Source organism: Desulfitispora alkaliphila, assembly GCF_050433185.1.
Classification (GTDB): domain Bacteria; phylum Bacillota; class Desulfitisporia; order Desulfitisporales; family Desulfitisporaceae; genus Desulfitispora; species Desulfitispora alkaliphila.
In genome coordinates this window covers 1-24,340 of record NZ_JBNPXS010000039.1, presented here as the reverse complement: position 1 = coordinate 24,340, position 24,340 = coordinate 1, and the positions used below count along the sequence as shown (strand labels likewise).

Annotated in this window: 23 protein-coding genes, 1 rRNA gene and 1 pseudogene; 11 read left to right on the top strand and 14 right to left on the bottom strand. The window is 34.8% G+C overall.

All coding sequences use genetic code 11. The features are described 5' to 3' along the window. Positions 1-19 precede the first annotated feature (19 nt). The 13 genes from GGQ84_RS12655 to rpmH form a co-directional block, all read right to left on the bottom strand. On the bottom strand, positions 20-217 hold the full coding sequence (locus GGQ84_RS12655) for a hypothetical protein (RefSeq protein ID WP_429163173.1): 198 nt from the start codon (positions 215-217) through the stop codon (positions 20-22). 71 nt (positions 218-288) lie between these two features. After that, entirely contained in the window at positions 289-978 is a 690-nt protein-coding gene (locus GGQ84_RS12650; RefSeq protein ID WP_429163171.1) for a DUF554 domain-containing protein, read from the bottom strand. Between the two features lie 77 nt (positions 979-1,055). After that, positions 1,056-1,949 carry a ParB/RepB/Spo0J family partition protein gene (locus tag GGQ84_RS12645; protein ID WP_429163169.1) on the bottom strand — a complete coding sequence of 298 codons (894 nt, stop codon included), beginning with the start codon at positions 1,947-1,949 and terminating at the stop codon, positions 1,056-1,058. Further along, complete coding sequence (locus GGQ84_RS12640; RefSeq protein ID WP_429163167.1) at positions 1,942-2,703, bottom strand: ParA family protein; 762 nt, start codon at positions 2,701-2,703, stop codon at positions 1,942-1,944. The genes GGQ84_RS12645 and GGQ84_RS12640 overlap by 8 nt, the downstream gene beginning before the upstream one ends. A 151-nt stretch (positions 2,704-2,854) precedes the next feature. Continuing rightward, positions 2,855-4,198: a sodium-dependent transporter gene (locus GGQ84_RS12635; RefSeq protein ID WP_429163166.1), complete on the bottom strand. Its 1,344-nt coding sequence runs from the start codon at positions 4,196-4,198 to the stop codon at positions 2,855-2,857. 48 nt (positions 4,199-4,246) lie between these two features. Next, positions 4,247-4,969: a 16S rRNA (guanine(527)-N(7))-methyltransferase RsmG gene (gene rsmG, locus GGQ84_RS12630; RefSeq protein WP_429163164.1), complete on the bottom strand. Its 723-nt coding sequence runs from the start codon at positions 4,967-4,969 to the stop codon at positions 4,247-4,249. Next, positions 4,969-6,867 (bottom strand): tRNA uridine-5-carboxymethylaminomethyl(34) synthesis enzyme MnmG, encoded by a 1,899-nt coding sequence (gene mnmG, locus GGQ84_RS12625; RefSeq protein WP_429163163.1) that lies wholly within the window; start codon positions 6,865-6,867, stop codon positions 4,969-4,971. The genes rsmG and mnmG overlap by 1 nt, the downstream gene beginning before the upstream one ends. Before the next feature lie 22 nt (positions 6,868-6,889). Then, on the bottom strand, positions 6,890-8,290 hold the full coding sequence (gene mnmE, locus GGQ84_RS12620) for a tRNA uridine-5-carboxymethylaminomethyl(34) synthesis GTPase MnmE (RefSeq protein ID WP_429163161.1): 1,401 nt from the start codon (positions 8,288-8,290) through the stop codon (positions 6,890-6,892). Between the two features lie 82 nt (positions 8,291-8,372). Continuing rightward, entirely contained in the window at positions 8,373-8,993 is a 621-nt protein-coding gene (gene jag, locus GGQ84_RS12615; protein WP_429163159.1) for an RNA-binding cell elongation regulator Jag/EloR, read from the bottom strand. A gap of 2 nt (positions 8,994-8,995) precedes the next feature. After that, positions 8,996-9,664, bottom strand: a complete 669-nt coding sequence (locus tag GGQ84_RS12610; protein WP_429163157.1) for a YidC/Oxa1 family membrane protein insertase — start codon at positions 9,662-9,664, stop codon at positions 8,996-8,998. Between the two features lie 128 nt (positions 9,665-9,792). Continuing rightward, positions 9,793-10,005: a membrane protein insertion efficiency factor YidD gene (gene yidD / locus GGQ84_RS12605; RefSeq protein ID WP_429163155.1), complete on the bottom strand. Its 213-nt coding sequence runs from the start codon at positions 10,003-10,005 to the stop codon at positions 9,793-9,795. 33 nt (positions 10,006-10,038) lie between these two features. Then, on the bottom strand, positions 10,039-10,368 hold the full coding sequence (gene rnpA, locus GGQ84_RS12600) for a ribonuclease P protein component (protein WP_429163153.1): 330 nt from the start codon (positions 10,366-10,368) through the stop codon (positions 10,039-10,041). 118 nt (positions 10,369-10,486) lie between these two features. Then, complete coding sequence (gene rpmH, locus GGQ84_RS12595) at positions 10,487-10,621, bottom strand: 50S ribosomal protein L34 (RefSeq protein WP_429163152.1); 135 nt, start codon at positions 10,619-10,621, stop codon at positions 10,487-10,489. Between the two features lie 564 nt (positions 10,622-11,185). Between rpmH and dnaA the strand changes: the two genes are divergently transcribed. The 7 genes from dnaA (at position 11,186) to gyrA (ending at position 20,165) form a co-directional block, all read left to right on the top strand. After that, positions 11,186-12,583 carry a chromosomal replication initiator protein DnaA gene (dnaA, locus tag GGQ84_RS12590; protein WP_429163150.1) on the top strand — a complete coding sequence of 466 codons (1,398 nt, stop codon included), beginning with the start codon at positions 11,186-11,188 and terminating at the stop codon, positions 12,581-12,583. Positions 12,584-12,857: 274 nt separating this feature from the next. Next, complete coding sequence (gene dnaN, locus GGQ84_RS12585; RefSeq protein ID WP_429163148.1) at positions 12,858-13,997, top strand: DNA polymerase III subunit beta; 1,140 nt, start codon at positions 12,858-12,860, stop codon at positions 13,995-13,997. Positions 13,998-13,999: 2 nt separating this feature from the next. Continuing rightward, positions 14,000-14,212, top strand: coding sequence for an RNA-binding S4 domain-containing protein (locus GGQ84_RS12580; RefSeq protein WP_429163146.1), 213 nt, complete (start codon positions 14,000-14,002; stop codon positions 14,210-14,212). 13 nt (positions 14,213-14,225) lie between these two features. Then, entirely contained in the window at positions 14,226-15,347 is a 1,122-nt protein-coding gene (gene recF, locus GGQ84_RS12575; protein WP_429163144.1) for a DNA replication/repair protein RecF, read from the top strand. 34 nt (positions 15,348-15,381) lie between these two features. Next, positions 15,382-15,648 (top strand): extracellular matrix regulator RemB, encoded by a 267-nt coding sequence (gene remB, locus GGQ84_RS12570; protein WP_429163142.1) that lies wholly within the window; start codon positions 15,382-15,384, stop codon positions 15,646-15,648. Positions 15,649-15,816: 168 nt separating this feature from the next. Then, positions 15,817-17,712 carry a DNA topoisomerase (ATP-hydrolyzing) subunit B gene (gyrB, locus tag GGQ84_RS12565; RefSeq protein WP_429163140.1) on the top strand — a complete coding sequence of 632 codons (1,896 nt, stop codon included), beginning with the start codon at positions 15,817-15,819 and terminating at the stop codon, positions 17,710-17,712. Positions 17,713-17,723: 11 nt separating this feature from the next. Then, on the top strand, positions 17,724-20,165 hold the full coding sequence (gene gyrA, locus GGQ84_RS12560; protein ID WP_429163138.1) for a DNA gyrase subunit A: 2,442 nt from the start codon (positions 17,724-17,726) through the stop codon (positions 20,163-20,165). Between the two features lie 46 nt (positions 20,166-20,211). Here gyrA and GGQ84_RS12555 read toward each other — a convergent pair whose 3' ends face one another. Further along, complete coding sequence (locus GGQ84_RS12555) at positions 20,212-20,898, bottom strand: SurA N-terminal domain-containing protein (RefSeq protein WP_429163175.1); 687 nt, start codon at positions 20,896-20,898, stop codon at positions 20,212-20,214. A gap of 275 nt (positions 20,899-21,173) precedes the next feature. Between GGQ84_RS12555 and GGQ84_RS12550 the strand changes: the two are divergent. The 4 genes and pseudogenes from GGQ84_RS12550 to GGQ84_RS12535 all read left to right on the top strand — a co-directional run. Next, positions 21,174-21,465 (top strand): annotated as a pseudogene (locus tag GGQ84_RS12550) (recombinase family protein); the annotation flags it as partial. Further along, positions 21,458-22,666, top strand: coding sequence for an RNA-guided endonuclease InsQ/TnpB family protein (locus tag GGQ84_RS12545; RefSeq protein ID WP_429163136.1), 1,209 nt, complete (start codon positions 21,458-21,460; stop codon positions 22,664-22,666). The pseudogene GGQ84_RS12550 and the gene GGQ84_RS12545, both read left to right, overlap by 8 nt. Before the next feature lie 192 nt (positions 22,667-22,858). After that, positions 22,859-23,770: a putative beta-lysine N-acetyltransferase gene (ablB, locus tag GGQ84_RS12540; RefSeq protein ID WP_429163134.1), complete on the top strand. Its 912-nt coding sequence runs from the start codon at positions 22,859-22,861 to the stop codon at positions 23,768-23,770. Between the two features lie 261 nt (positions 23,771-24,031). Next, positions 24,032-24,340, top strand: a 16S ribosomal RNA gene (locus GGQ84_RS12535); the annotation flags it as partial.

Here is a 24,340-nt window from a genome sequence, read left to right as displayed (position 1 = left end):
CGTTACTCCTTCATTTTACCTATTGAATTATCAGTTCTCCCACAACCGAACGGTTGTAGTGCGTAATCTTTTCAATTACGAACGTGTCACACGCTACCTGATACATATCGCCTAATATTGTCTCTAACCCATTTTCAGTTTCTAATTGAGCAATATGAAATTCTTCCTTCTGAAAAACTATTCTCTTCAACGTCCCCTGTAATACTTCTTGATTCACTTAACCATCCCCCTGGCATTACTCTAAGCTTCTCCCTGAGTCTATTATTCTTGTCATTATTTTTATCTACATTATAAAAAAATAGTTGCAAATATGACTATTATAATAATACTTGGCAGCATATTACCTACCTTAATTTTTACTAATTCCAACATATTTATCCCAATCCCCATAATCAATACTCCACCTACTGCAGTCATTTCATTCACAACTACATCAGTTAGGAACTGCTCTGCCCAACCTGCAAACAGAGTAATTCCTCCCTGGTAAATTAAAACTGTTATAGAGGAAAAAATCACTCCTATCCCCATACTAGCAGAAAAAACTACAGCAGTTATGCCATCCAAACTAGATTTAACTAACAGTATATCATAATTGCCAGTTAAACCGTCTTCAAGAGCCCCCATAATCGCCATAGGTCCTATTGCATATATTAAACTGGCAAAGACAAAAGCACGTGCCACGTTACCGCCGCCATTACTATACTTGCTATTTACAAAACCCTCTAATTTCTTACCCAACCAGCCTAGACATTCTTCAATTTTCATTAATTCACCCAAGATAGTACCTATTACTAAACTTAGAAGTACAAATAGTATTTTTTCAGTCTCAAATGCCATACTTATTCCCATTACAAGTATAATAAGTGCAATTCCTTGAAGGATAGTTCTCTGCATATTTTCTGGGATTCCTTTTTTTATTAACCATCCCAATAGTGATCCTGTTATTATTGCCCCCACATTTATTATAGTCCCAACCACTTATATCACCTTTCATAAAATGTTTCACGTGAAACATTTTATTGTTTTCAGATGTTTCACGTGAAACGATTAGTAATTTATATTATATTTTTCTCTTTTAAGATCAAATCCATTATCCTGTCTAAATCTTCTGTGCTGTAATATTCAATTTCAATTTTTCCCTTTTTCCCTTTTTTATCTTTAGGTTTTATTGCTACTTTTGTACCCAAAGCTTGTCTAATTAGTTCTTCTATATCTTGTAGTTCAGGGGATATATGTTTTTGTTTTTGTTTTTCTGCACATTTTCCCTCATCTATACTTTTATCTAAGTAGTTCTTTACGAGCTCTTCCGTTTGTCGGACAGATAGATTTTTGTCAATAATCTGCTGAATAATCAATCCTTGATCCTCCGGCTTATCTATTGCTAAAATAGCTCTAGCATGGCCAGCTGATAGTTTTTGATTTCTGACCATTTCTTGTACTAAAGGAGGTAGGTTCGTTAAGCGCAGCATATTAGCTATGTATGGTCTACTCTTTCCAACTCTTTTTGCTACCTCCTCTTGTGTCATGGCAAACTCTTTTACTAATCTATGAAATCCAAAAGCTTCATCCATAGCATTTAGGTTTTCTCTTTGAATGTTTTCAATTATTGCTACTTCAGCCATTTGTCTGTCATCCAAGGATATGATTACAGCAGGTATTTGCGATAACCCTGCCATTTTCGCTGCTCTCAAACGTCTTTCACCAGCTATTAATTCATATTTTGTCCCCTTAGTTCTAACCGCAATTGGTTGAACTATTCCATGTTCCTTAATAGAATTAGCTAGTTCCTCTAAACCTTCATTATCAATATTAGTTCTAGGTTGAAAAGGATTTTTGAGAATGTTTTTGATTTCCAACTTAGTTATCTCACTATCTTTCAACTCCTCTTTCACTTCATCACCTGTTGAAAGGATAGCCGATAGCCCTCTTCCTAAACCTCTTTTACTCATTTTCCATCACTTCCTTCGATAGGTCCAGGTATACTTCTGAACCCCTTGATTTTGGATCATAAGTTATAATAGGTTGTCCATGACTAGGAGCTTCACTTAAGCGTATATTACGTGGAATTATTGTAGCAAAAACTTTTTCTTTAAAATAGTTTTTAACTTCGTCTACCACTTGAATAGATAAGTTTGTCCTAGCATCAAACATAGTTAGTACTGCACCCTCAATTTTTAATTCAGCATTTAAATTTTTGCGTACTAAATTAACAGTGTTCATAAGTTGTCCCAATCCTTCCAGAGCATAGTACTCACATTGTATTGGTATTAGTACACTATCTGCAGCAGTTAATGCATTAATTGTTAGTAGCCCCAAAGAAGGGGGACAGTCTAATATAATATAATCATATTTATCCCTTATTACCTCGATAGCCTTTTTAAGTTTTGTCTCTCTGGATATAGCAGGAACTAATTCAATTTCAGCCCCAGCTAGCTGAATAGTAGCAGGAACGATATGGAGGCAGTCTATGGTAGTGTCTAGCTTCACGTCCTCTAAATTCATATTATTTATCAAAACATCGTAAATACATGTATCCAAAACTGTGGTATCAATACCTAAACCACTACTGGCATTACCCTGGGGGTCAATATCAATTAACAGGACTTTTTTTTCGTGAAAGGCTAAGCAAGCGCTTAAATTCACTGCAGTAGTAGTCTTGGCAACTCCCCCTTTTTGATTGGCAATAGCCATAACTTTTGCCATTAATAATTCACCATCCTTTACATATATCCCATCTGTACATAATTATCAAAGTAGATAATAAATTGTTTATTCAACAAGGGAAGTTGTTCTTCCTCTAAATAAATAGAAAAACCTTCTCACTTTATAGATTTTAGTGAGAAGGCTATGTCTATTATTTAAAACTATCAATTAATCCTACAACCATTACTATGAAAATAGATATGGGTATAATGTATTTGATTAATATCTCGTACCAAGCTCCGAAATCAAACCAACCTTTAGGGTTGTTAATCTCATTTCTTGTATTAACTGCTCCCCATATATAACCAGAAAAAATGGAAAATAACATCCCCCCCAGTGGAAGAATAATATTTCCAGAAATGAAGTCATAGAAGTCTAGAATACTCATATTTAAGATGGTTATACTCTGCCAAAGACTATTTCCCAGTGTTGTAGGTATCCCAACTAAAAAAATAAATATGCCCATTAATAAAGAAGCTTTGTTTCTGGTCCAACCCTTTTCGTCTATTAGCCAAGCTACAACAACCTCTAACAAGGAAATAGCGGAAGTTAGGGCTGCTACACTTAAGAGTAAGAAAAATAAAAATCCAAATATTTGTCCACCTGTCATTGATGCAAAAACAGCAGGTAAAGTAATAAAAGCCAATCCAGGCCCACTGTCAGGTGAAAAACCTAGAGAGAAAACTGCAGGAAAAATAGCAATACCTGCTAATATAGCAACAAATGTATCTAAACCGATAATCCATCCAGTGCTATTGATTATATTTTCATCTCGTTTCAAATAACTACCGTATGTAACAAGTGTACCCATTCCTAAGCTTAAAGTGAAAAAAGCCTGACCAATAGCAGCTAAAACAGTAGTGCCAGTAACTGCAGTAAAATCTGGTCTAAACAAATATTCAATACCTTCCCATGCGTTTGGTAAGGTAATTCCTCTAATAACAAGGGCAATAAGTAAAATGAAAAGCAACGGCATTAGTATTTTGGCCCACCGCTGAATTCCCTTGACTACACCACCAGCGATAATAGCTAAAGTAAATCCCATAAAAATAGCATGCCATAGTATTGGTTCCCAAACACTAGTAATATGGTTGTCAAACATAACTTCAAAATTAGTGTTAGGTACAAAACCTACTAAAGACTTGAATGTGTAGGCTAAAGCCCAACCAGATATAACTGAGTAGAAAGATAAAATAATGATACCAGCAAAAACCCCTAGTGCACCTACAAACCACCAAGGAGTATTAGGTGCCAGAGTACTTAATGCACCTATGGGGTTTTTCTGTGTCTTCCTACCAATAGCAATCTCAGTTGCCATGAGAGGATAACCTATCAACAATATTGCAATTAAATAAATGAATAAAAAAGCAGCACCACCGTGTTCGCCTGTAGTATAGGAGAATCTCCAGATATTCCCTAACCCGATAGCAGAACCGGCGGCTGCTAAAATAAAACCAAGTCTGGAGCCCCAGTTTTCTCTCGCATTTTGTTCCATTTCCTACCTCCATAATATTATAAATTACTATGTCTATTTTTTTGGTCATTAAAGTGGACGTTTAGAAGGTATCCCTGATTTTCTAGGGTATTTAGTAGGGGTAGGTATTTCCTTTTTAATCTCTACTAATACTCTATTGTTTCCCGATAGTGGTAGATTGTGTCTATATATATTAGCTACTTTGCCTCCTAAAACTGTGAGGGCATTTTTTGAGTGCTCTAATTCATTATCAAGTTCAGGTCCTTTGTAGGATATAAAGGACCCTCCAATAGCCACTAAGGGCAATGAATATTCTAATAATATAGGTAACGGGGCAACAGCCCTTGAAACTACCACATCGTATTTTTCTCGATGATCTCCATTTTTACCTAAATCTTCAGCTCTTGCATGAATTGCTTGTATATTATCAAGTTTTAATTCACTATAAATATGTTCTAAGAAACCTATACGTTTAGCTAAAGAGTCAACTAATAAGGCATCTAATTCTGGATAGCAAATTTTCAAAGGAAGACCTGGAAAACCCGCACCAGTACCTATATCCACCATCCTTTTTACGTTACTAAAATCCATAACCTTAACTGCCAAGAGAGAATCGTAGAAATGCTTTTCCACAATGTCCCTTATCTCTGTTATAGCAGTTAAGTTGAATTTTTCATTCCACTTTATCAGCTCAGCAGCATATTTTTTAAAGTCTTCTAAAGCTTTTTCTGATAAATTTAAATCTATATTGGATAAAATGTTTTTTAACTCCTGTTTAACCTGCTCTGTCATTATTCCTGCACTTCTCCTTTATTGCGTCGGCGTTGTTCCAAGTAGACTAATAAAACAGATATATCAGCAGGAGACACCCCAGATATTCTAGAGGCCTGACCAATAGAATTAGGCTTCATTTCAGATAGTTTTTGTTGGGCTTCAGCTCTCAAACCAGAAATTGTTTTATAATCTACATCCTCAGGTATAAATCTACTTTCTAACTTTTTGAAGCGTTCTACCTGGGCTAGTTGTTTCTCTATATAACCGCTATACTTTAGTTGAATTACTATTTGTTCAATAGCACTTTTAAATATTTCATAATCAGGTTTTCCTATAATAGGCCTTATGTCATCATAGTTAATTTCAGGACGCTTTAATAATTCTGATGCTGCTATTCCGTGCTTTAAAGGAGAACTCCCTTTTTTATCTAATATTTTCGCAACTTCTTCATTATTTGGCGGGATAATAAAAGAGTTTAATCTCCTTCTTTCTAGTTCAATCATTGCCTTTTTTTCTTGAAATATAAAATACTTATTCTCATCAATTAACCCTACTTTGTAACCGTATTCAGTTAATCGTAAATCAGCATTATCCTGACGTAGTAAAAGCCTATATTCAGCTCTAGAAGTAAGCATTCTGTATGGTTCATTAGTTCCTTTAGTAACTAAATCATCAATTAGCACACCTATGTAACCATCTGATCTCTTTAATATTAAGGGATCTTCCCCTTTAACTTTTAATGCGGCGTTAATACCCGCAATAAGTCCTTGTGCAGCAGCCTCTTCATATCCCGATGTACCATTAAATTGTCCAGCAGTATACAAACCACTAATTTTTTTAGTTTCTAACGTCAGTTGCAATTGTGTTGGTACTATATAATCGTATTCAATAGCATACCCAGGACGCATTATTTCTGCTTTTTCAAGTCCGCTAATAGTCCTTAATATTTTTTGTTGTACTTCTTCGGGCATGCTAGTAGAAAAACCCTGAACATAAATCTCTTGTTTATCAATTCCTTCTGGCTCTAAGAAAATTTGGTGACTAAGCTTATCAGCAAATCGAGTAACCTTATCCTCGATTGAAGGACAGTATCTAGCACCAGTTCCTTCAATAATCCCACTAAATAGTGGCGACCGATGCAGATTTTGTCTAATCAGCTCATGAGTCTTTTCGTTAGTATGAGTCAGCCAACAGGGCTCTTGTCTAAACTCCTCCCTGTAATGCCAAAAAGAAAATCCCAGTTTTCCGCTATGTCCCGGTTGAATAGTTGTCTGCCCATAATCAATGGTTTTACCATCGATCCTAGGTGGTGTTCCTGTTTTGAAACGGCCTAGTTGAAATCCTAATTCTACAAGTTTTTTCCCTAAAGCTCCTGACGTTATTTGTCCATTAGGTCCACTGGAATAACTTATGTCTCCGATTATTATCTTGGCACCTAGATAAGTTCCACTAGTAATAATCACTGTTTTAGCACTATAGAATATTCCAGTCTTGCCAACAATCCCTACAACTTTATTCTCTTCCACAACTAAATCCTCAACAACCATCTGCTTAACATCAAGATTAATCTGATTTTCTAATACAGCTGCCATTCTGTGCTGATACTTTAATTTATCCAGTTGCGCCCTAAGTGCATGTACCGCAGGTCCTTTTGCCGTATTTAACATTCTAATTTGAAGCATAGTCTTATCTATATTAATACCCATTTCTCCACCTAGTGCGTCTATTTCTCTTACAAGATGACCTTTAGCAGGACCACCTATTGAAGGATTGCAAGGCAACAATGCCACATTATCTAAATTTAAAGAAACAATTAAAGTTTTACAACCCATTTTTGCTGCAGCCAACGCAGCTTCGCAACCAGCATGTCCAGTACCAACAACAATAACATCATAATTTCCAGCCTCATATCTCATCCCAGTCACCTCAAATATAGAATCACTTACCTAAACAGAAATCTGCAAATATCTGATCTATTAAATCTTCGCCCACAGTTTCACCAATTATCTCTCCCAGCAGTTCATAGCAAGAGCTTATATCAATACTTAAAAAGTCAACTGCCATATCTGATTTTAGACTATGCTTGAGAGACCCCAGATGAATTATAGATTTTTTTATAAGGGCTTGGTGCCTTGTATTACTAACAGCTATATTATCCACTGAAGTAGTACCCTTTCTGCGTACAATCTTCTCCACTGTTTTACCCAAGTCACCAAGGCCAATTTTTTCTTTAGCTGATATAGTAACAATCGGGATTTCGTTAATAGTTTTTATCTTCTTAGCTAACTCAGCCTCTAAATTTAACCCTTTTTCGTTTATGTCAACTTTATTCATCACAAGAATACTATTCTTATCTTTTGCAGCTTCAATAATCCTTAAATCATCTTCGCTTAGTTCTTGATTTATATCTATAATAACTAAAACTAAGTCAGCTTCTTTTATTAAAGCTTCAGATTTCTTTACTCCAATTTTTTCAACTAGATCTTCTGTTTTTCTAATACCTGCTGTATCCATTAGTTTCAGAGGTATGCCTCTGAGATTTATAATCTCTTCGATCACATCCCTAGTAGTGCCAGGAATGTCAGTAACTATTGCCCTGTTTTCCTTTGCCAGAGCATTTAATAAACTAGATTTACCAACATTAGGCTTTCCAACAATTGCTGTTTTAAGACCTTCCCTATATACTTTACCCTCTTCCGCTAATTCCGCTAACAGATTCAGTTCCTTTAATAGGTTTTCAGTTTTGATTATAAACTCATCATAATTAACTGGTGCTATATCCTCTTCTGGAAAATCAATATTTGCTTCTACTTGCGCTAACATAGAAACTAAATCATTTCTCAAAACTACTATTTTTTCAGAAAGCTTTCCCTCTAACTGGTTTACTGCCACTTTCAAGCCAGCATCAGTCTTAGCCCTAATTACATCTATAATACTCTCTGCTTGAGCAAGATCTATTCTACCGTTTAAGAAAGCCCTTTTGGTAAATTCCCCAGGTTCAGCTAACCTAGAACCTAAAGTCAGGGTTAATTTTAAAATTTTATTTAAAGGAACTACCCCACCATGGCAGCTAATTTCTACAACATCTTCCCTAGTAAAAGTTCTAGGGCCTTGCATATATGTAACTAAAACTTCATCTACTACCTGGTCATTTTCTTCAACTATGTATCCATGATACACTGTATGACTATTTAGTTCTAGTGCCTTAATACTCTTGTTAGTTGGCTTAAAAATCTTTGCAAGTATTTCTTTAGCTTCACTTCCACTTAAGCGGACAATGCCAATACTACCCTCTCCTAGAGGAGTTGCTATAGCTGAAATTGTATCTGTAATACTCATAAATTCACCTCAAACATAATTTTCCCATTAGCTCTATTAACAATACAATAAGCCCAGTAATTTATATTACTGGGCTGGGGATTTATCTTTTAAAAGCGATTACTACTTTTCTAAATGGCTCGTCACCTTCACTAAAAGTTTGAATATTGTTTTCTTCCTGAAGAGCAGTATGAATAATACGCCGTTCAAAGGGATTCATAGGCTCCAAAACAATCTTTCTCCTTGTTGCTTTAACTTTTTTTGATAACCTCTTCGCCAATTTAATTAGTGTTTCTTCCCTACGCTTCCTGTATCCCTCAACATCTAGAATTAATTTTACTTTATCATCAAAATGCTTATTTATTGATAAATTAATCCAATATTGCAGTGCATCTAAAGTATCGCCTCGTCGTCCAATAAGTATACCGAGATTATCACCTGTAAACTCTAGTTTAATTTGATTTTCCTCTTCTTTTACTATAATTTCAGGTGTAATTCCATAGCTTTTAAAAATAGGTTGTAATAGTTCTTTTGCAATATCTTGTGGCAGTAATATTTTTGTCAATCTCACCAATGCGTCTTTTCCACCTATAAAACCCAAAAAACCTTTTGTTGGTTCCTCTAAAATTTCTACCTCAACTTGTGAACGTTCAACTCCTAATTGTTCTAAACCAGATGCAACAGCATCTTCCACTGTTCGTCCTTTGACTTCCACAGTGTTCATCCCTATTTCGCCCCCTCTTTGGATCCTAGAGCTGGTCTGTGAATAATAAGTTGTTCAATTGTGCCCACAATACTAAACATCATCCAATACAAAGCCAATCCTGCAGGAAAATTTCGAGCAAAAAAACCTAACATGATAGGCATTACATACAAGAACATCTTTTGCATTTGCGCCTGCTCAGGGGCTGCATTAGCACCAGTTAGCTTTTGCTGTATGAACATTTGCATAAACATAGTACTAGCAACTAACAAAGGTAAAATAATTGGATCTGGATTACTTAGGTTTGGAACCCACAAAAAGCCAGGGTCTGCTCCAAATTCAAAGGTATCAAGTGCTCTAAAAAGAGCAAATAGAATTGGTAACTGTACTATTAAAGGCAAACACCCTGCTAAAGGATTTACTTTTTCTTCTTTATATAAAGCTAGTATTTCCTGCTGAGCCTTTTCAGGTTTATTCTTGTACTTATCCTGAAGTTTTTTGATTTCAGGCTGTAAGCGCTGCATAGCCTTCATAGATTTCATTTGTTTTCTTGTTAATGGGAATAAAACTAGTTTTATCAGTATAGTCAACATAATTATTGCTAGACCATAGCTAGGAATTCCTATAGTTTCAGTGATTTCAAATAAAAACTGAAGTACATTGGATATAAAGTCGATTATTGCTTGGAACAAATTCTTCCCTGCGTTCTATAAACCGCAGGTTCCACCTCCTTTTTATGAGCAAACATATATATATATCAAAATCAGAAGGTTAAATAGAGCACCCTCTGGATATTTCAGAAGTTTTATCTATTCTACATTTACTTTACTGGGTCATAACCACCTGGGTGAAAAGGGTGGCATTTTAATATTCTTAAGAAACCTAATACTACTCCTGTAATTAGGCCCCTTTTTTCAATTGCCTCCAATGTATATTGAGAACAAGTAGGATAAAACCTGCATCTTGGACTTAAAAAAGGAGATACTCCCTTTTGGTAAAAAACGATTAACATTACAATTATTCTCTTAATCATTGCCAAACTCCTTCTAAATAATCATAAATAATATCATATTTTACCTTTTCTCAGTAAGTAATCAAACTCCTTCTCTAATGCAGCAAAATTTGTGTTTACAATATTTTGCCTTGCAATAATAATATAGTCGTAATTAGGAAGCTTATCTAGTTTTTTCATTACAACCCCACGCAAAACTCGCTTAACTCTATTTCTGCAAACAGCGTTTCCCACGCGTTTTGAAACAGAAAAGCCAAATCGCGGATTTTTATTGTCTACAGGAAGCCAGTATAACACTATATTCCTACTGGCTACAGATTTTCCTTGCCTATAGACCTTTTTAAAATCTTCATTTCTTTTTAACCTCAAATTACTTGGCAACATATTTATCTCTCCAAGATAACTTCAATTTAATAAATTAACCAACTTAATAAATTAACCAACTTAATATGATTTTATACAAAAAAACCATAAAATACGAAAAGGCCACCATTACGGGGCCTTATGCTGATAATTTCTTTCTACCCTTAGCTCTTCTGCGCTTAATAACATTTCTTCCTGACTTAGTCTTCATTCTTTTAAGAAAGCCATGTTCTCTGCTTCTCTTTCTTCGTTTTGGCTGGTATGTTCTCTTCATTTTACTTCCTCCTTTCATTACTACCTATATATTAAATAAGTTATTTTCAGTGACACACATCTCAAATTATATCTTATCAATCATTATAAGTCAAGAAATAAGATATCAACAGGAGTTGTACACATATAACATCAGAAAGTTATCCACTGTGGATTATTTTTAAATTCCCTGTTGAAGATGTGGATAAGATTTGTTATTATGTTATTGCAATGAATTTGTGAATGTTGAAAAGTTATGCACAATGTGTGGATAACCCTGTGTATAACTTTAGTCTTATTAAATTTATCCTCATTTCTCTTTTTTTTTTTCAATAGGGTGTTCACTTATTGTTTTTCTGCTTGTACATAACTTACTCAAATATAAGCAGTGACAGTCTTTTTTGATTGTGGATAATCCTATTTTTTTCTAATGCTTCCATATTACGTTCGTTTTTTATAACACCTAATTAATCTATACTATTCTTGACTTAACGTTCATTTAGTGAGTGTATTATATAAGTCATTTTTTTTATCCACAAACATTTGTTTTCGTGTGGATAACTTTTATGTCTGAGGAGGTTCACCTATGTCACAACAACCAATACCACATCATCTATGGGATCAATGCTTAAACGTACTAGAACAGAAACTAAGTAAACCAAGTTTTGAAACTTGGATAAAATCAGTTTATATGGTTGATGTAGATAATAGTAATATTACATTAGCTGTTCCTAATGATTTTGCCAAGGAATGGATTGAAAATCACTATCGCACTACTATTAAAATGGTCGTAGATAATGTGTTTGAAAAATCACTCACTATCTCTTTTGTTATCCCTTCGGAAAATGAACAAAATTCTATCGACTTTGAAGATGAAGAAAGTATGGAGAACGATGGAGTTGAAATCGTAGAAAAGTTACCTAAAAAAATTAATAAGAGCAATAATTCTCTTAACTCTAATAGTACCCTCAATCCAAAATACACTTTTGATACATTTGTAATAGGTAATAGTAATCGATTTGCTCATGCAGCATCACTGGCTGTAGCGGAAGCACCATCAAAGGCTTATAACCCACTCTTTATCTATGGTGGTGTTGGTCTTGGCAAAACTCATTTAATGCACGCTATAGGACACTATGTTCTAAATGAACAACCAGGTTCTAAAATCGTTTATATCTCCTCTGAAACCTTTGTCAATGAACTGATAAACTCTATTAGAGACGATTACACTGCTGGTTTTAGAGCTAAATACAGAAATATTGATGTTCTTCTGGTAGATGACATTCAATTCTTAGCTAAAAAAGAGAGGACTCAGGAAGAGTTTTTCCATACATTTAATGCCTTATACGAAAATAATAAGCAAATTATTATTTCCAGTGATCGTCCTCCAAAGGAGATAGAAACTTTAGAGGATAGACTGCGTTCTAGATTTGAATGGGGATTGATTACTGATATGCAGCCCCCTGATTTTGAGACTAGAATTGCTATTTTACGCAAAAAAGCTTCATTAGAAAATTTAAATGTACCCAGTGATACAATGGCGTATATAGCAGAACAAATCCAGTCTAATATAAGAGAACTTGAAGGGGCATTAGTGAGGGTTGTAGCCTATTCTTCTCTCAAAGGTAAATCTATAACTACAGAATTGGCTTCAGAAGCGCTAAAAGACATACTACCAGATAAAAAGCCTGTAAAGATTACACCAAAACTTATTCAAGAACATATAGCAGGTTTTCATGGACTTAAATTAGAGGAACTAAAAAGTAAAAAGAGAACACGTAATGTATCCTACCCAAGACAAATAGCAATGTATCTCTGTAGAGAACTTACAGACTATTCCCTCCCTAAAATAGGAGAAGAATTTGGCGGCAGAGATCATACTACAGTGATACACGCTCATGAAAAAATAAGTAGAGAATTGAAAGAAGATTTGTCTCTGCAGCAAACTATTGGCGATTTAGTCTCTAAGCTAAAAAAAGGATAATTAAGAGTTAATTATCTGTAGATAAACAGTGGGTAACTACTTAATACTTTGTGGATATATAAAATTGCTCATTTTACCATGTGACTATGTGGACAACTTCAGTAAATAATCCAAAGAAGTATCCACATGGTTTTTTTGTGGATATTATGTCGAATAATAGGTTATCAACATATTCACATAGCCTACTACTATCTCTACTATATTTATATATATTACTTAAATTATAACTAATAACTATAAAAGATTTATCAATTGTGGATAAGGAGGATTTAGTATGGAATTTAATTGCTCAAAAGAAGATCTATTATATGGAGTCCAGGTTGTACAACGAGCTGTATCTAACAAAAATACTATGCCCATTCTCAGTGGAATATTCTTATCATGTGAAAATAATAAATTAATATTGAGAAGTACAGACTTAGAGTTAGGTATTGAATGTATTATTCCTGTTCAAGTGCTCTCTGAAGGTAGTATAGTACTGCCTTCTAAATACTTTTCAGAACTGGTAAGAAGATTGCCTAATGCACCAATAAACTTTAAATTAAATGATGAGGGAAACTCTGTAACCATAAAGTACAATAGCTCTCAACTAACCATGAATGGTTTGGACCCTGAAGAATTCCCATCTTTTCCAAGTGTCAATACAGAATTTGCACTAACCGTAGATCCAAACATTCTAAAAAAAGCAAACAAACAGGTTACAATAGCAACAGCATTAGATGATTCCAGACCGATTTTTACTGGAGTTCTAATGGATTTTACTGAAGACAATAACTTGACAATGGTTACCACAGATACACATAGATTGGCTTTAAAAGATATAAAAGTTAACATGAATGGACAAGAGAATACATTAGAGCAAAGAGTAAACATTATAGTGCCAGCAAGAATATTAAGTGAAGTAAGCAAGCTAGTTAATGAAGATGATGTGCTTACAGTTGAAATAGGTGATAGTAACCAAATTATATTTAGATTTGATAAGATTTGTGTACACTCTCGACTAATAGAAGGTCAATTTCCTAACTACAAACAAGTTATACCTGGAAACTTTAAAACAAAAGTAACTATAGAAACTAAGAAATTCATGGAATCAGTAGAAAGGGCTTCACTAATATCTTTTGATGATGATATGAAGAAAAAAAGTAATAATATTAAACTCTCTATTAATAGTGGCAAGTTAATAATTAACTCCCATTCATCTGAAATAGGTCACATCCACGAAGAAATAATAGTTGATATGGAGGGCGATGAATTAGATATTTCATTTAACGCAAAATATCTATTAGATGTATTAAAAGTAATAGATGAAGAAGAGATTAACATGGGTCTAACAGGTTCTCTGAGTCCATGCATTATTCAACCTGCAAAACAGAAGAATTTCCTTTACCTAATTTTACCTGTAAGGAGTGCATAAATTTGTCTAAAATAGCTGTTAAATTAGAAACCGAAACCATAAAGCTTGACCAATTTTTAAAATGGGCTGAAGTAGTTAGTTCTGGTGGAGAAGCAAAGCACTTAATTAAAGAAGGTGAAGTAAAGGTTAACGGAGAAATTTCAACTCAAAGAGGAAAGGCAATAAAAAAAGGAGATACCATAGCTGTAGGAGAATATGAATATCTAGTCCAGTAAGGAGTAGATTAAAGTGTTAGTTAATAATATACATTTGGAGTGTTTTCGCAATTACAAGAAGTTAGACTTAAGTTTAGAAGCCATGTTGGTTATTTTGGTTGGAGAAAATGCTCAGGGAAAGACTAATTTACTTGAATCAATTTACTATTTAAGTCGAGGTAGCGCCCATAGATCTAATAGAGATAAAGATTTAATTAACTGGAATGAAAGTTACTTTAAAATATTAGCCCATGTAAGTAGAGAAGATTATGATTATAGATTAGGATTTACTTATGATGAAAAGGGCAAAAAGCTAACTGTTAATGGTGTTAAAAGAAGTAGAATAGGTGAAGCAAGCGATTATTTTAATACGGTTATATTTGCTCCAGAAGACTTAAAAATATTAAAGGGCAGTCCTTCTGAACGACGTAACTATCTAGACAGCTTAATATCTCAATTAAATCCTCAATACAACTATTATTTAACCCAATACAATAAAGTTTTATATCAAAGAAACAATCTCTTAAAGAAGTTGATTTATAAAAGAGAAAGTGTAGATACTTTGGTTATATGGGATAGTCAACTAAGTTTTTATGGGAGTAGAATACTAGTCAAAAGGTTTGACTACCTTAATCGCTTAATGAAGAATGCTCAAGTAATGCACAGTAGTATTACAAACTCTCGGGAAACCTTAGATATAAAATACAATTCTAGTCTGACCTATGATATAAGCTGGGATGTAAATAAAATTCAACAGGGATTTGAGGAAAGACTTGTTGGGGAAAGAAATAACGAAATTAAGCGGGGAACTACTCTAGTTGGCCCTCATAGAGACGACTTTACAGTTACAGTAAATCAAAGGGAAGTTAAAGTGTATGGATCACAAGGACAACAAAGAACTTGTGTACTTTCTTTAAAATTGGCAGAATTAGAGATGATATATGAGGAAAAGGATAGTTACCCTCTGTTATTACTAGATGATGTAATGTCTGAATTAGACGAAAGCAGGAGAAACTTTCTTTTGAAGTTAACCAAAGGAAAAGTACAGACTATAATAACTACAACTGACTTAAATGCATTACCACAATCTAGTTTAAAAGAAGCTCTAATATATATAATTAAATCTGGAAGCGCAAAACAGTTAAATTTCTCTTAATCTGGTTAATCTAAATAGTGAGGGGGTCGAATATTTGTTTTTACATATAGGTGGAGATGTGGCAGTACCAATAAAGCAAATTATCGCCATAGTGAATGTAGAGACCGGTTTGAAACGAGGTGCCACTCAGGAATACTTTCAGATTGCTGAAGAAGAGGGTTTTTTAGAGAGAACAACACAAAATGAAAAAATAAAGTCCTATGTAATTACAGATGAAAAGGTGTTTTTATCTCCTATCTCATCATTTACTCTCCTCAAGAGAGCTAATATGAGAAAAAAGGTGACCTTCTCATTGGATTAAAACCGTGAAGAAAGTACTTCGCGGTTTATTTGCATTTTACACCAATGGAAATTTACATTTTCCAACGCCAGTCAAGTTTTCCATAGAAACTTGTAGAAATATAACAAATCTAGTATAATTTTAATTTAGGGAAAATATTACCCGATTCTTTCGGATGGAGGTTAGAAGATGGATTCAAATTACGGTGCCAGTCAGATACAAGTGCTGGAGGGCTTAGAGCCAGTTAGAAAAAGGCCAGGTATGTATATTGGTTCTACCAGTTCTCGAGGATTACATCACCTTGTGTACGAAATAGTTGATAATAGTGTTGATGAAGCCTTGGCTGGATATTGCGATAAAATCAAAGTAACAATTGAAAAGCAAGGCAGTGTAAAAGTAGTTGATAACGGACGAGGAATACCAGTAGATAAACACAAATCAGCGGACAAGCCTGCTGTTGAAGTTGTTTTAACTATGCTCCATGCTGGAGGTAAGTTTGGCGGTGAAGGGTATAAAGTATCTGGAGGTCTACACGGGGTAGGCCTGTCAGTAGTAAATGCCCTATCTGAATGGTTGGAAGTAACCATATCTAGAGATGGGAAAAAGCATTTTCAGCGCTATGAGCGGGGTGTACCACAAAATGATTTAAAAGTAATTGGGACAACGGATGTAAGTGGAACAGAAATAGTTTTTATGCCAGATGCTGAAATATTTGAAGAAACTGAATATAGCTTTGATACTCTCAAAAAGAGGTTAAGAGAACTTTCATTTTTAAATAAAGGTCTTGAAATAGCTTTATCAGATGATCGAGATGGGCAAGAAAAAGTATACAAACACGATGGCGGTATTGTTGATTTTGTAAACTATATTAACAAGAATAAAGATGCGTTGATACCAAACCCAATTTACTTTGAGAAGGAAAAGGAAGGGGTTCACGTAGAGGTAGCCATGCAGTATACAGATGGTTATACAGAGAATATTCATTCCTTTGCCAATAACATAAATACTCATGAAGGGGGTACCCATGAGTATGGATTTAAATCGGCACTTACTAGAGTTGTAAATGATTACGGTAGAAAAAACAATATCATCAAAGAAAAGGAAAACAACCTGACTGGTGAAGATATCAGAGAAGGGTTAACTGCAGTTATAAGTGTCAAAGTTCCAGAGCCACAGTTTGAAGGACAAACTAAGACAAAACTGGGAAATAGTGAAGTTAGGGGTATAGTAGACTCGGTTTTAAGTGAGAATTTAAGTGAGTTCTTAGAAGAAAATCCTACCTATGCTAAAAAAATTATTGAGAAGGCATTACACGCCTCAAGAGCTCGAGAGGCTGCTCGTAAAGCTAAGGAATTGACTCGAAGAAAGAGTGCTCTCGAATCCACTTCACTACCAGGAAAGCTTGCTGATTGTACAAGTAAAGATCCAAGTGAAAGTGAATTGTACCTAGTGGAGGGTGACTCAGCGGGGGGTTCTGCTAAGCAGGGGCGAGAACGCCGTTATCAAGCAATTTTGCCTTTAAGGGGTAAAATTATCAATGTGGAAAAGGCTCGACTGGATAAAATACTAAACAATGAAGAAATAAAAGCTATGATTACTGCCTTGGGAACAGGAATATCAGACGAATTTGACATAACTAAGGCCAGGTATCACAAGCTCATAATTATGACAGATGCCGATGTGGATGGTTCTCATATTAGAACACTTTTATTGACTTTCTTTTATCGATACATGAGGCCCTTAGTTGAAGAGGGATATGTTTACATTGCTCAGCCTCCTCTTTACAAAATTGCCAAAGGAAAATCTAGTATCTATGCTTACACAGAAGAGGAAATGGAAAGAACTTTAGAAAAAATAGGTCGTTCTAACTACAATATTCAGCGCTATAAGGGTCTTGGTGAGATGGATGCAGAACAACTTTGGGAGACAACCATGGATCCCCAAACTAGAACTATACTGCAAGTAACCCTTGATGATGCAATCCAAGCTGATGAAATATTCACTATCCTAATGGGAGACAAGGTGGAGCCTAGAAGAGAGTTTATTCAAACTCATGCTAAAGATGTACGCAATTTAGATGTATAGGGGTGAAATAAGTGAGCATATTTGAAGAAGGCAAAGTGGTGCCTATAAAGATAGAAGATGAAATGAAAAAGTCTTACATCGATTACGCAATGAGCGTTATAGTAGGCAGAGCATTACCTGATGTAAGGGATGGATTAAAGCCAGTACACAGACGTATTCTATATGCAATGTATGAGTTGGGCTTAAATCCAGAGAAATCATTTAAAAAGTCAGCTAGAATCGTTGGGGAAGTACTGGGTAAGTACCATCCTCATGGAGATACTGCAGTTTATGATGCCATGGTTCGCTTAGCGCAAAACTTTTCCAGTCGTTACCCATTGGTAAATGGTCATGGAAACTTTGGTTCAGTAGATGGTGATTCAGCAGCAGCTATGCGATATACTGAGGCGAAAATGGCAAAAATCTCGTCAGAACTATTGGCAGATATTCAGAAGGAAACAGTAGACTTTACACCTAACTTTGACGATTCTCTTAAGGAGCCTACAGTATTACCAGCGAAGGTTCCAAATTTATTGATAAATGGATCTTCTGGAATAGCCGTGGGTATGGCTACTAATATACCTCCACATAATTTAACTGAGGTAGTGGATGGTTTAATCAAAGTAATAGATAATCCTGAAATTGAGATTGATGAATTAATTAAAGTTATCACAGGGCCTGACTTCCCCACAGGTGGTATGATTATGGGGAGAGATGGAATTAGATCAGCCTATACAACTGGTAGGGGTAGTGTTAAAGTAAGATCTGTCAGTCACACTGAGCAACTAAAAAATGGTAAAGTTCAAATAGTAGTTACAGAGATACCATTTATGGTAAATAAGGCTCGCATGATTGAAAAAATAGCTGATTTGGTTAGGGATAAAAAGGTTGAGGGGATTACTGACTTACGAGACGAATCAGACCGAAAGGGAATGAGGATTGTCATTGAACTTAGAAGGGATGTTAATCCTCATGTAATCTTAAATCAACTTTACAAAATGACTCAGCTACAAGATAGTTTTGGTGTGATTATGCTGGCCTTGGTGGATGGACAACCGAAGGTTTTAACTTTAAAAGACACTTTACAGCATTATATTGAGCATCAAAAAGATGTGATTGTGAGACGAACTAAGTTCGAACTAAATAAAGCAGAGGCTAGGGCTCACATTGTAGAGGGTCTGCGTATAGCCCTAGATAATTTAGATGCTGTGATTAAAACCATTAGGCAATCCCGCACTACGGAAATTGCTAAGGAAGCTCTAATGGATGGGTTTGACTTATCCGAGAAACAGGCTCAGGCCATCTTAGATATGAGATTGCAGCGTTTAACTGGTCTGGAACGAGAAAAATTAGAGGCAGAATACAAAGAGCTTTTGGATAAGATATCCTACTTTAAATCTGTACTAGCAGATGAAAATCTGGTCTTAAAAATTATTAAAGAAGAGTTAGAAGAAGTTAAGCAAAAGTATGGAGATAAGAGGCGTACTCAAATAAATGAGGAAGATACAAAGATTGAAATTGAAGATTTAATTGAAGAAGAAGAAGTAGTTATAACCATGACCCATAATGGTTATATAAAGAGAATGCCAACTAATGTCTACAAAAGTCAAAAGCGTGGTGGTAGGGGTGTAGCTGGGCAAGCTACTAGAGAATCAGATATGGTGGAGCATCTGTTTGTAACTACAACTCACCATCATTTAATGGTATTTACTAATAAAGGGAAAGTATACCGCTTAAAAGTATATGAAATTCCTGAGAGTAGTCGCCAGTCTAAGGGTACTGCAATCATAAACTTGCTAGGCTTAACCCCTGCTGAGGTTGTTACTGCCCTTATTCCCGTAAAGACTTTTGATTCTGATACATATTTATTCATGGCTACCAAAAATGGTATTGTAAAAAAGACAGCATTAAGTGCTTATGATACCTCTAGGAAAGATGGAATTATAGCCATCCATATAGATGATAATGATGAATTAATAGGAGTCAAGATGACTAAAGGGCAAGCTGATGTGATATTGGCTACAAGAAATGGATTGACTATCAGATTCCCAGAAGAAAATGTGAGATCCATGGGTAGAATATCTAGAGGAGTTAAGGGGATAACACTTAGCAAAGGCGATTATGTGGAAAGTATGGTTAGGTGTAGAGATAACTCTGATGTACTCGTTGTAACAGATAAAGGCTTTGGTAAGAGAACAGATTTAGATGAGTTTCGTGTACAAAGCAGAGGCGGGAAGGGAATAATAGGTATTCGTCTCACAGAGAAAACTGGAAAACTAGTAGCTATTAGAGCTGTGGATGAAGGGGATGAATTACTTGTAGTAAGTGCCGAAGGCATAATAATCAGGTTTGAAATAACTGATATAAGCCGTGTAGGAAGAACTACTCAAGGTGTTAGGCTGATGAAATTAAGTGATAATGATAAAGTAGTTGCAGTAGCTAGAATAAAGGCCCGAGAGAGAGAGGACAATTAAATAAAGTAAAACTAAAGCCATGATACTCAGTATCATGGCTTTAGTTTTACTTTTCTATCTCACTACTTTCTCTAAGTTCTAATAAATTTTCTTGGATGACTTCATTCTTTTTCTGCTCTATTATACCTTGCTCAATTTGATCTCTTACTTCATCTAATTTAGGAAGCTCTTCCTCTCCATGATCTTGAGCCTTTAAAACTTCATAGTACTCTTCAATTTCTTCATTAGTTACTTCAATGCCATTAGTAAGTCTGTCTTGATATATTTCTACCAATAAATCTTTTTCTACTGTTTTAGTAAAGCTATCTAAAGTGTAACCACTCATTTCTAAGGCCTGACCGAACTCCTCTTCACTTCCAAACTGTGACTTATATCTTTCCATGGCACTATCTAAATCAGATTGAGGAACATTTATATCTTGATTACTAGCCTCTTGACGTATAAGCGTTTGATCAATCAATGTATCTAAAATTTGCTCCTGTAGCATTTCATATTCTTCTGGATTATCACTGATATCTACCCCTTGCTGCTCATAGAACATTTTAACCTGTTCCATCTGCTGTTGAAGCTGTGAAAGAGGAATTATCTCTCCATTGACTACTGCAGCTGATTCTCCGTTTTGATTTTCGTCCGCTCCGGGTGCTTCATTTTCACATCCAGCCAAAGCAAAAATTAATAGAAGAGCACCAATAATGACAATCAACTTTTTAAACTTGTGGTTTAATTTAAAGATATTAACAACCTCCTAGTTTTTATTTAGTGCCCATGATAACATCTACAGCATTACGAATGCAAGTTTTTAAAAGAAAAATCACTAAAAATTCAAATTTAGAAGAGACTTCATTTAGCTTTACATTTGCCAAAAAAAGCAATGAATGTTAACCTAAATAAGTGGAAAAATATATAAGAGGCGATCAATAGTTAAAGTAAATTTATAAAAAATTACTAAAAATGCTAAAGTTTTATAATTTTTACCTGATAAATGTAATAGGGGGTGAAAATTATATGAAGTATTATTCTGAACAACAATTACAAGAGTTTGGCAATAGATTAGTTCACAAACAAGAAAAAATAGTAGTTGGATACTGTAGAGTATCAAGTAATAAACAAAAAGATGATTTGGAAAGGCAAATTGAAAATGTTAAAAACTACTTAATAGCACAAGGTAAACCATTTGAAATAATAACTGATGTTGGTAGAAGATTTAATTCAAATTGTCACAGGATTCAGTTGTAGGTTACAAGGTAAAAGAGCAAGCAAAGCTAAGAATATGGTGAAGGAGTTGGCTAAAGATGATTAAGACATACAAAGTCATGTTTTCACCAAACAACAAACAAAAATCAAAGCTATTCCAATGTGCAGGGGTTATGAGATGGGCGTACAATTGGGCATTAGAGAGACAAAAAGAAAACTATAAAAATGGTGATAAGTTTATATCTGACAGTGATTTAAGAAAAGAACTGACTCAGTTAAAGCAAACAGATGAATATAGCTGGTTAAATCAATACTCTAACAACATCACTAAACAAGCAATTAAAGATGCTTGTGATAGTTATAAAAGATTTTTCAAAGGGCATAGTAATTTCCCTAAATTTAAAAGCAGGAGAAAATCAAAACCTAGTTTCTATAATGATAACATCAAAGTTAAAATCACAGAAACACATGTAAAGCTAGAGAAATTAAGTCCGAGTAAAAAGAAAAACAGACAAAAACTAAATTGGGTTAAGCTAGTAGAAAAAGGTAGGATACCTACTGGCAAAAACATTAGTTACTCAAACCCTAGAATTACCTTTGATGGTCTTAACTGGTGGCTTAGTGTTGGTGTTAAAGAAGCTGAAAAAGAAAAAGCAGAAGACAATAAGATAACAGAAGGTATAGGTATTGATTTAGGAGTTAAAGATTTAGCAGTAGTCAGTGATAACAAAAAATATGACAATATAAATAAGAGTATAAAAATGAAAAAGTTAATTAATAATCATAAGAGGTTACAACGGAAAATATCAAAAAAGTATGATAAAAATAAAACTTTAATAGGAAAGGCAGGTGAAAACCGTTACAAATACCATAAAACTAAAAATATCATAAAATCAGAAATAAAGCTCAAAAAGATGTACAAAAAAATAAAAGGGTTAAGGGATAATTATATTCATCAAATAACAACATCTTTGGTGAGAACCAAGCCAAAGTATATTGTAATAGAAGATTTGAATGTTAGTGGTATGATGAAAAATAAGAAACTATCAAAAGCAATCCAAGAGCAGACACTAAGAGAGTTCAGAAGACAACTTGAATATAAGTGCTTGTGGAAGGGTATTGAATTAATAGTAGCAGATAGATTTTACCCTTCAAGCAAGATATGTTCAGATTGTGGTAGCATAAAAACAGATTTAAAACTATCAGATAGAAGATATAAGTGCTCTTGTGGGTTAGACATTGATAGAGATTTAAATGCTAGTATTAATCTCAAAAATTATCCCTTGTTTAATAAATCAATAGCTTAATCACTAAACGATACTATTGATGTGTACCCATTCGTTAATGGGGAATTTAAGCCTTCGGAGAGTTATATCAAACGATAGTAATAATTATTTAGTTATGAAATCGGACTCGATGAACAAGGAACAAAACATAATATCTACAAGTTGTTCTGATTTTTATAGATATTTATAGGTATTTGGTAACGGTGAATTTAAATGGATATTCAGGAAATAACTCTAGATAAAGGAACTACTACCTCCATACACGGCCATATTTTTGGATTGGACTATATAATAGAAGAAGAAGATTATTCAGTAAAAGTATTTATAGATAGCCACAATAAGAGAATTGTAGTTCAAGACTATAGTGGACCTAATATACATAATCTAAGCCATAGGTTAGACTATCTAGCTAGGGAAAATGATTTCGATAAGGTATTTATTAAAGCTAAAATGGACGATTGGGAGGATTTCATAACTCACGGGTATCTGTTAGAGGGAGTATTTAAATATTACTATAGCGGTGAAACAGCATATTCTATTGCAAAGTTTTACTCTAAGGATAGAAGGTACAGCGAAAAAATAGAAAAAGAGAATGAAATTATAAAGAAAATAGTGCATCAAGACCCATCAAAATTAGAAATAGAGCCAGAATTAAGTGAAGGTTTGGTTATGCGTACGGCTACCACTGATGATATTCCTAAAATAGTGCAGCTATATGATGAAGTATTTAAATCATATCCTACTCCTCTAAATAAGATGAGCTATGTGTCAACTTTAATGGAGTATCACGATGTTTTGTTTAAATTAATTCTAGATGGTGATCGCATTGTAAGTGCTGCCTCAGCAGATATGGACATAAAAAACAAGAACGCAGAAATGACCGACTGTGCTACTGACCCTCAGTATAGAGGTTCTGGATTTATGAGTATTTTGATGAGGGAACTTGAGAAAGAAATTAAAGCTAAAGGAATAATAACAGCTTATTCATTGGCTAGGGCTCAGTCATTTGGTATGAATAATGTCTTTTATAGATTAGGCTATAGATATAATGGTAGACTAATAAATAATTGTGATATTATGGGTAGCTTTGAGGACATGAATCTTTGGGTGAAAAAAATAAACTAAAAAAGTGTTGACATGATGTTGCGGGCGTGATACATTATTACTTGTCGCTCGCAACGGGCGGCACCAAAAATAGCAACAACAAAGTTCTTGACACATCAGCAAATGATGTGGTAAGATATAAAAAGTCGCTTAAAACGGCGGCGGAACAAGTTGGTCTTTGAAAACTAAACAGTTGTGCGATTTAAAAAGAAAAGAACCACACAGTTCTTTTGAAGTAATTAAGAAATTAGCCAAAGTTCAATCTTTGGTCAGGAAATAAACTTTATGGAGAGTTTGATCCTGGCTCAGGACGAACGCTGGCGGCGTGCCTAACACATGCAAGTCGAACGGACAGCACCCATAGAAGCCTTCGGGTGGACATGGGGAAAGTCAGTGGCGGACGGGTGAGTAACGCGTGGGTAACCTGCCTAGTAGACGGGGATAACTCCGGGAAACCGGGGCTAATACCGGATGTGAGATTGGACTGCATGATCCGATCTGGAAAGATGGCCTCTTTACAATGCTATCGCTACTAGATGGACCCGCGTCTGATTAGCTAGTTGGTGAGGTAACGGCTCACCAAGGCGACGA

Excerpts from the sequence above, each read along its gene's own strand:
- GGQ84_RS12645 (WP_429163169.1), bottom strand. The coding sequence starts at position 1,949 with ATGAGTAAAAGAGGTTTAGGAAGAGGGCTATCGGCTATCCTTTCAACA.
- GGQ84_RS12640 (WP_429163167.1), bottom strand. The coding sequence starts at position 2,703 with ATGGCAAAAGTTATGGCTATTGCCAATCAAAAAGGGGGAGTTGCCAAG.
- GGQ84_RS12635 (WP_429163166.1), bottom strand. The coding sequence starts at position 4,198 with ATGGAACAAAATGCGAGAGAAAACTGGGGCTCCAGACTTGGTTTTATT.
- rsmG (WP_429163164.1), bottom strand. The coding sequence starts at position 4,969 with ATGACAGAGCAGGTTAAACAGGAGTTAAAAAACATTTTATCCAATATA.
- mnmG (WP_429163163.1), bottom strand. The coding sequence starts at position 6,867 with ATGAGATATGAGGCTGGAAATTATGATGTTATTGTTGTTGGTACTGGA.
- mnmE (WP_429163161.1), bottom strand. The coding sequence starts at position 8,290 with ATGAGTATTACAGATACAATTTCAGCTATAGCAACTCCTCTAGGAGAG.
- jag (WP_429163159.1), bottom strand. The coding sequence starts at position 8,993 with ATGAACACTGTGGAAGTCAAAGGACGAACAGTGGAAGATGCTGTTGCA.
- yidD (WP_429163155.1), bottom strand. The coding sequence starts at position 10,005 with ATGATTAAGAGAATAATTGTAATGTTAATCGTTTTTTACCAAAAGGGA.
- rnpA (WP_429163153.1), bottom strand. The coding sequence starts at position 10,368 with ATGTTGCCAAGTAATTTGAGGTTAAAAAGAAATGAAGATTTTAAAAAG.
- rpmH (WP_429163152.1), bottom strand. The coding sequence starts at position 10,621 with ATGAAGAGAACATACCAGCCAAAACGAAGAAAGAGAAGCAGAGAACAT.
- dnaA (WP_429163150.1), top strand. The coding sequence starts at position 11,186 with ATGTCACAACAACCAATACCACATCATCTATGGGATCAATGCTTAAAC.
- dnaN (WP_429163148.1), top strand. The coding sequence starts at position 12,858 with ATGGAATTTAATTGCTCAAAAGAAGATCTATTATATGGAGTCCAGGTT.
- gyrB (WP_429163140.1), top strand. The coding sequence starts at position 15,817 with ATGGATTCAAATTACGGTGCCAGTCAGATACAAGTGCTGGAGGGCTTA.
- GGQ84_RS12545 (WP_429163136.1), top strand. The coding sequence starts at position 21,458 with ATGATTAAGACATACAAAGTCATGTTTTCACCAAACAACAAACAAAAA.
- ablB (WP_429163134.1), top strand. The coding sequence starts at position 22,859 with ATGGATATTCAGGAAATAACTCTAGATAAAGGAACTACTACCTCCATA.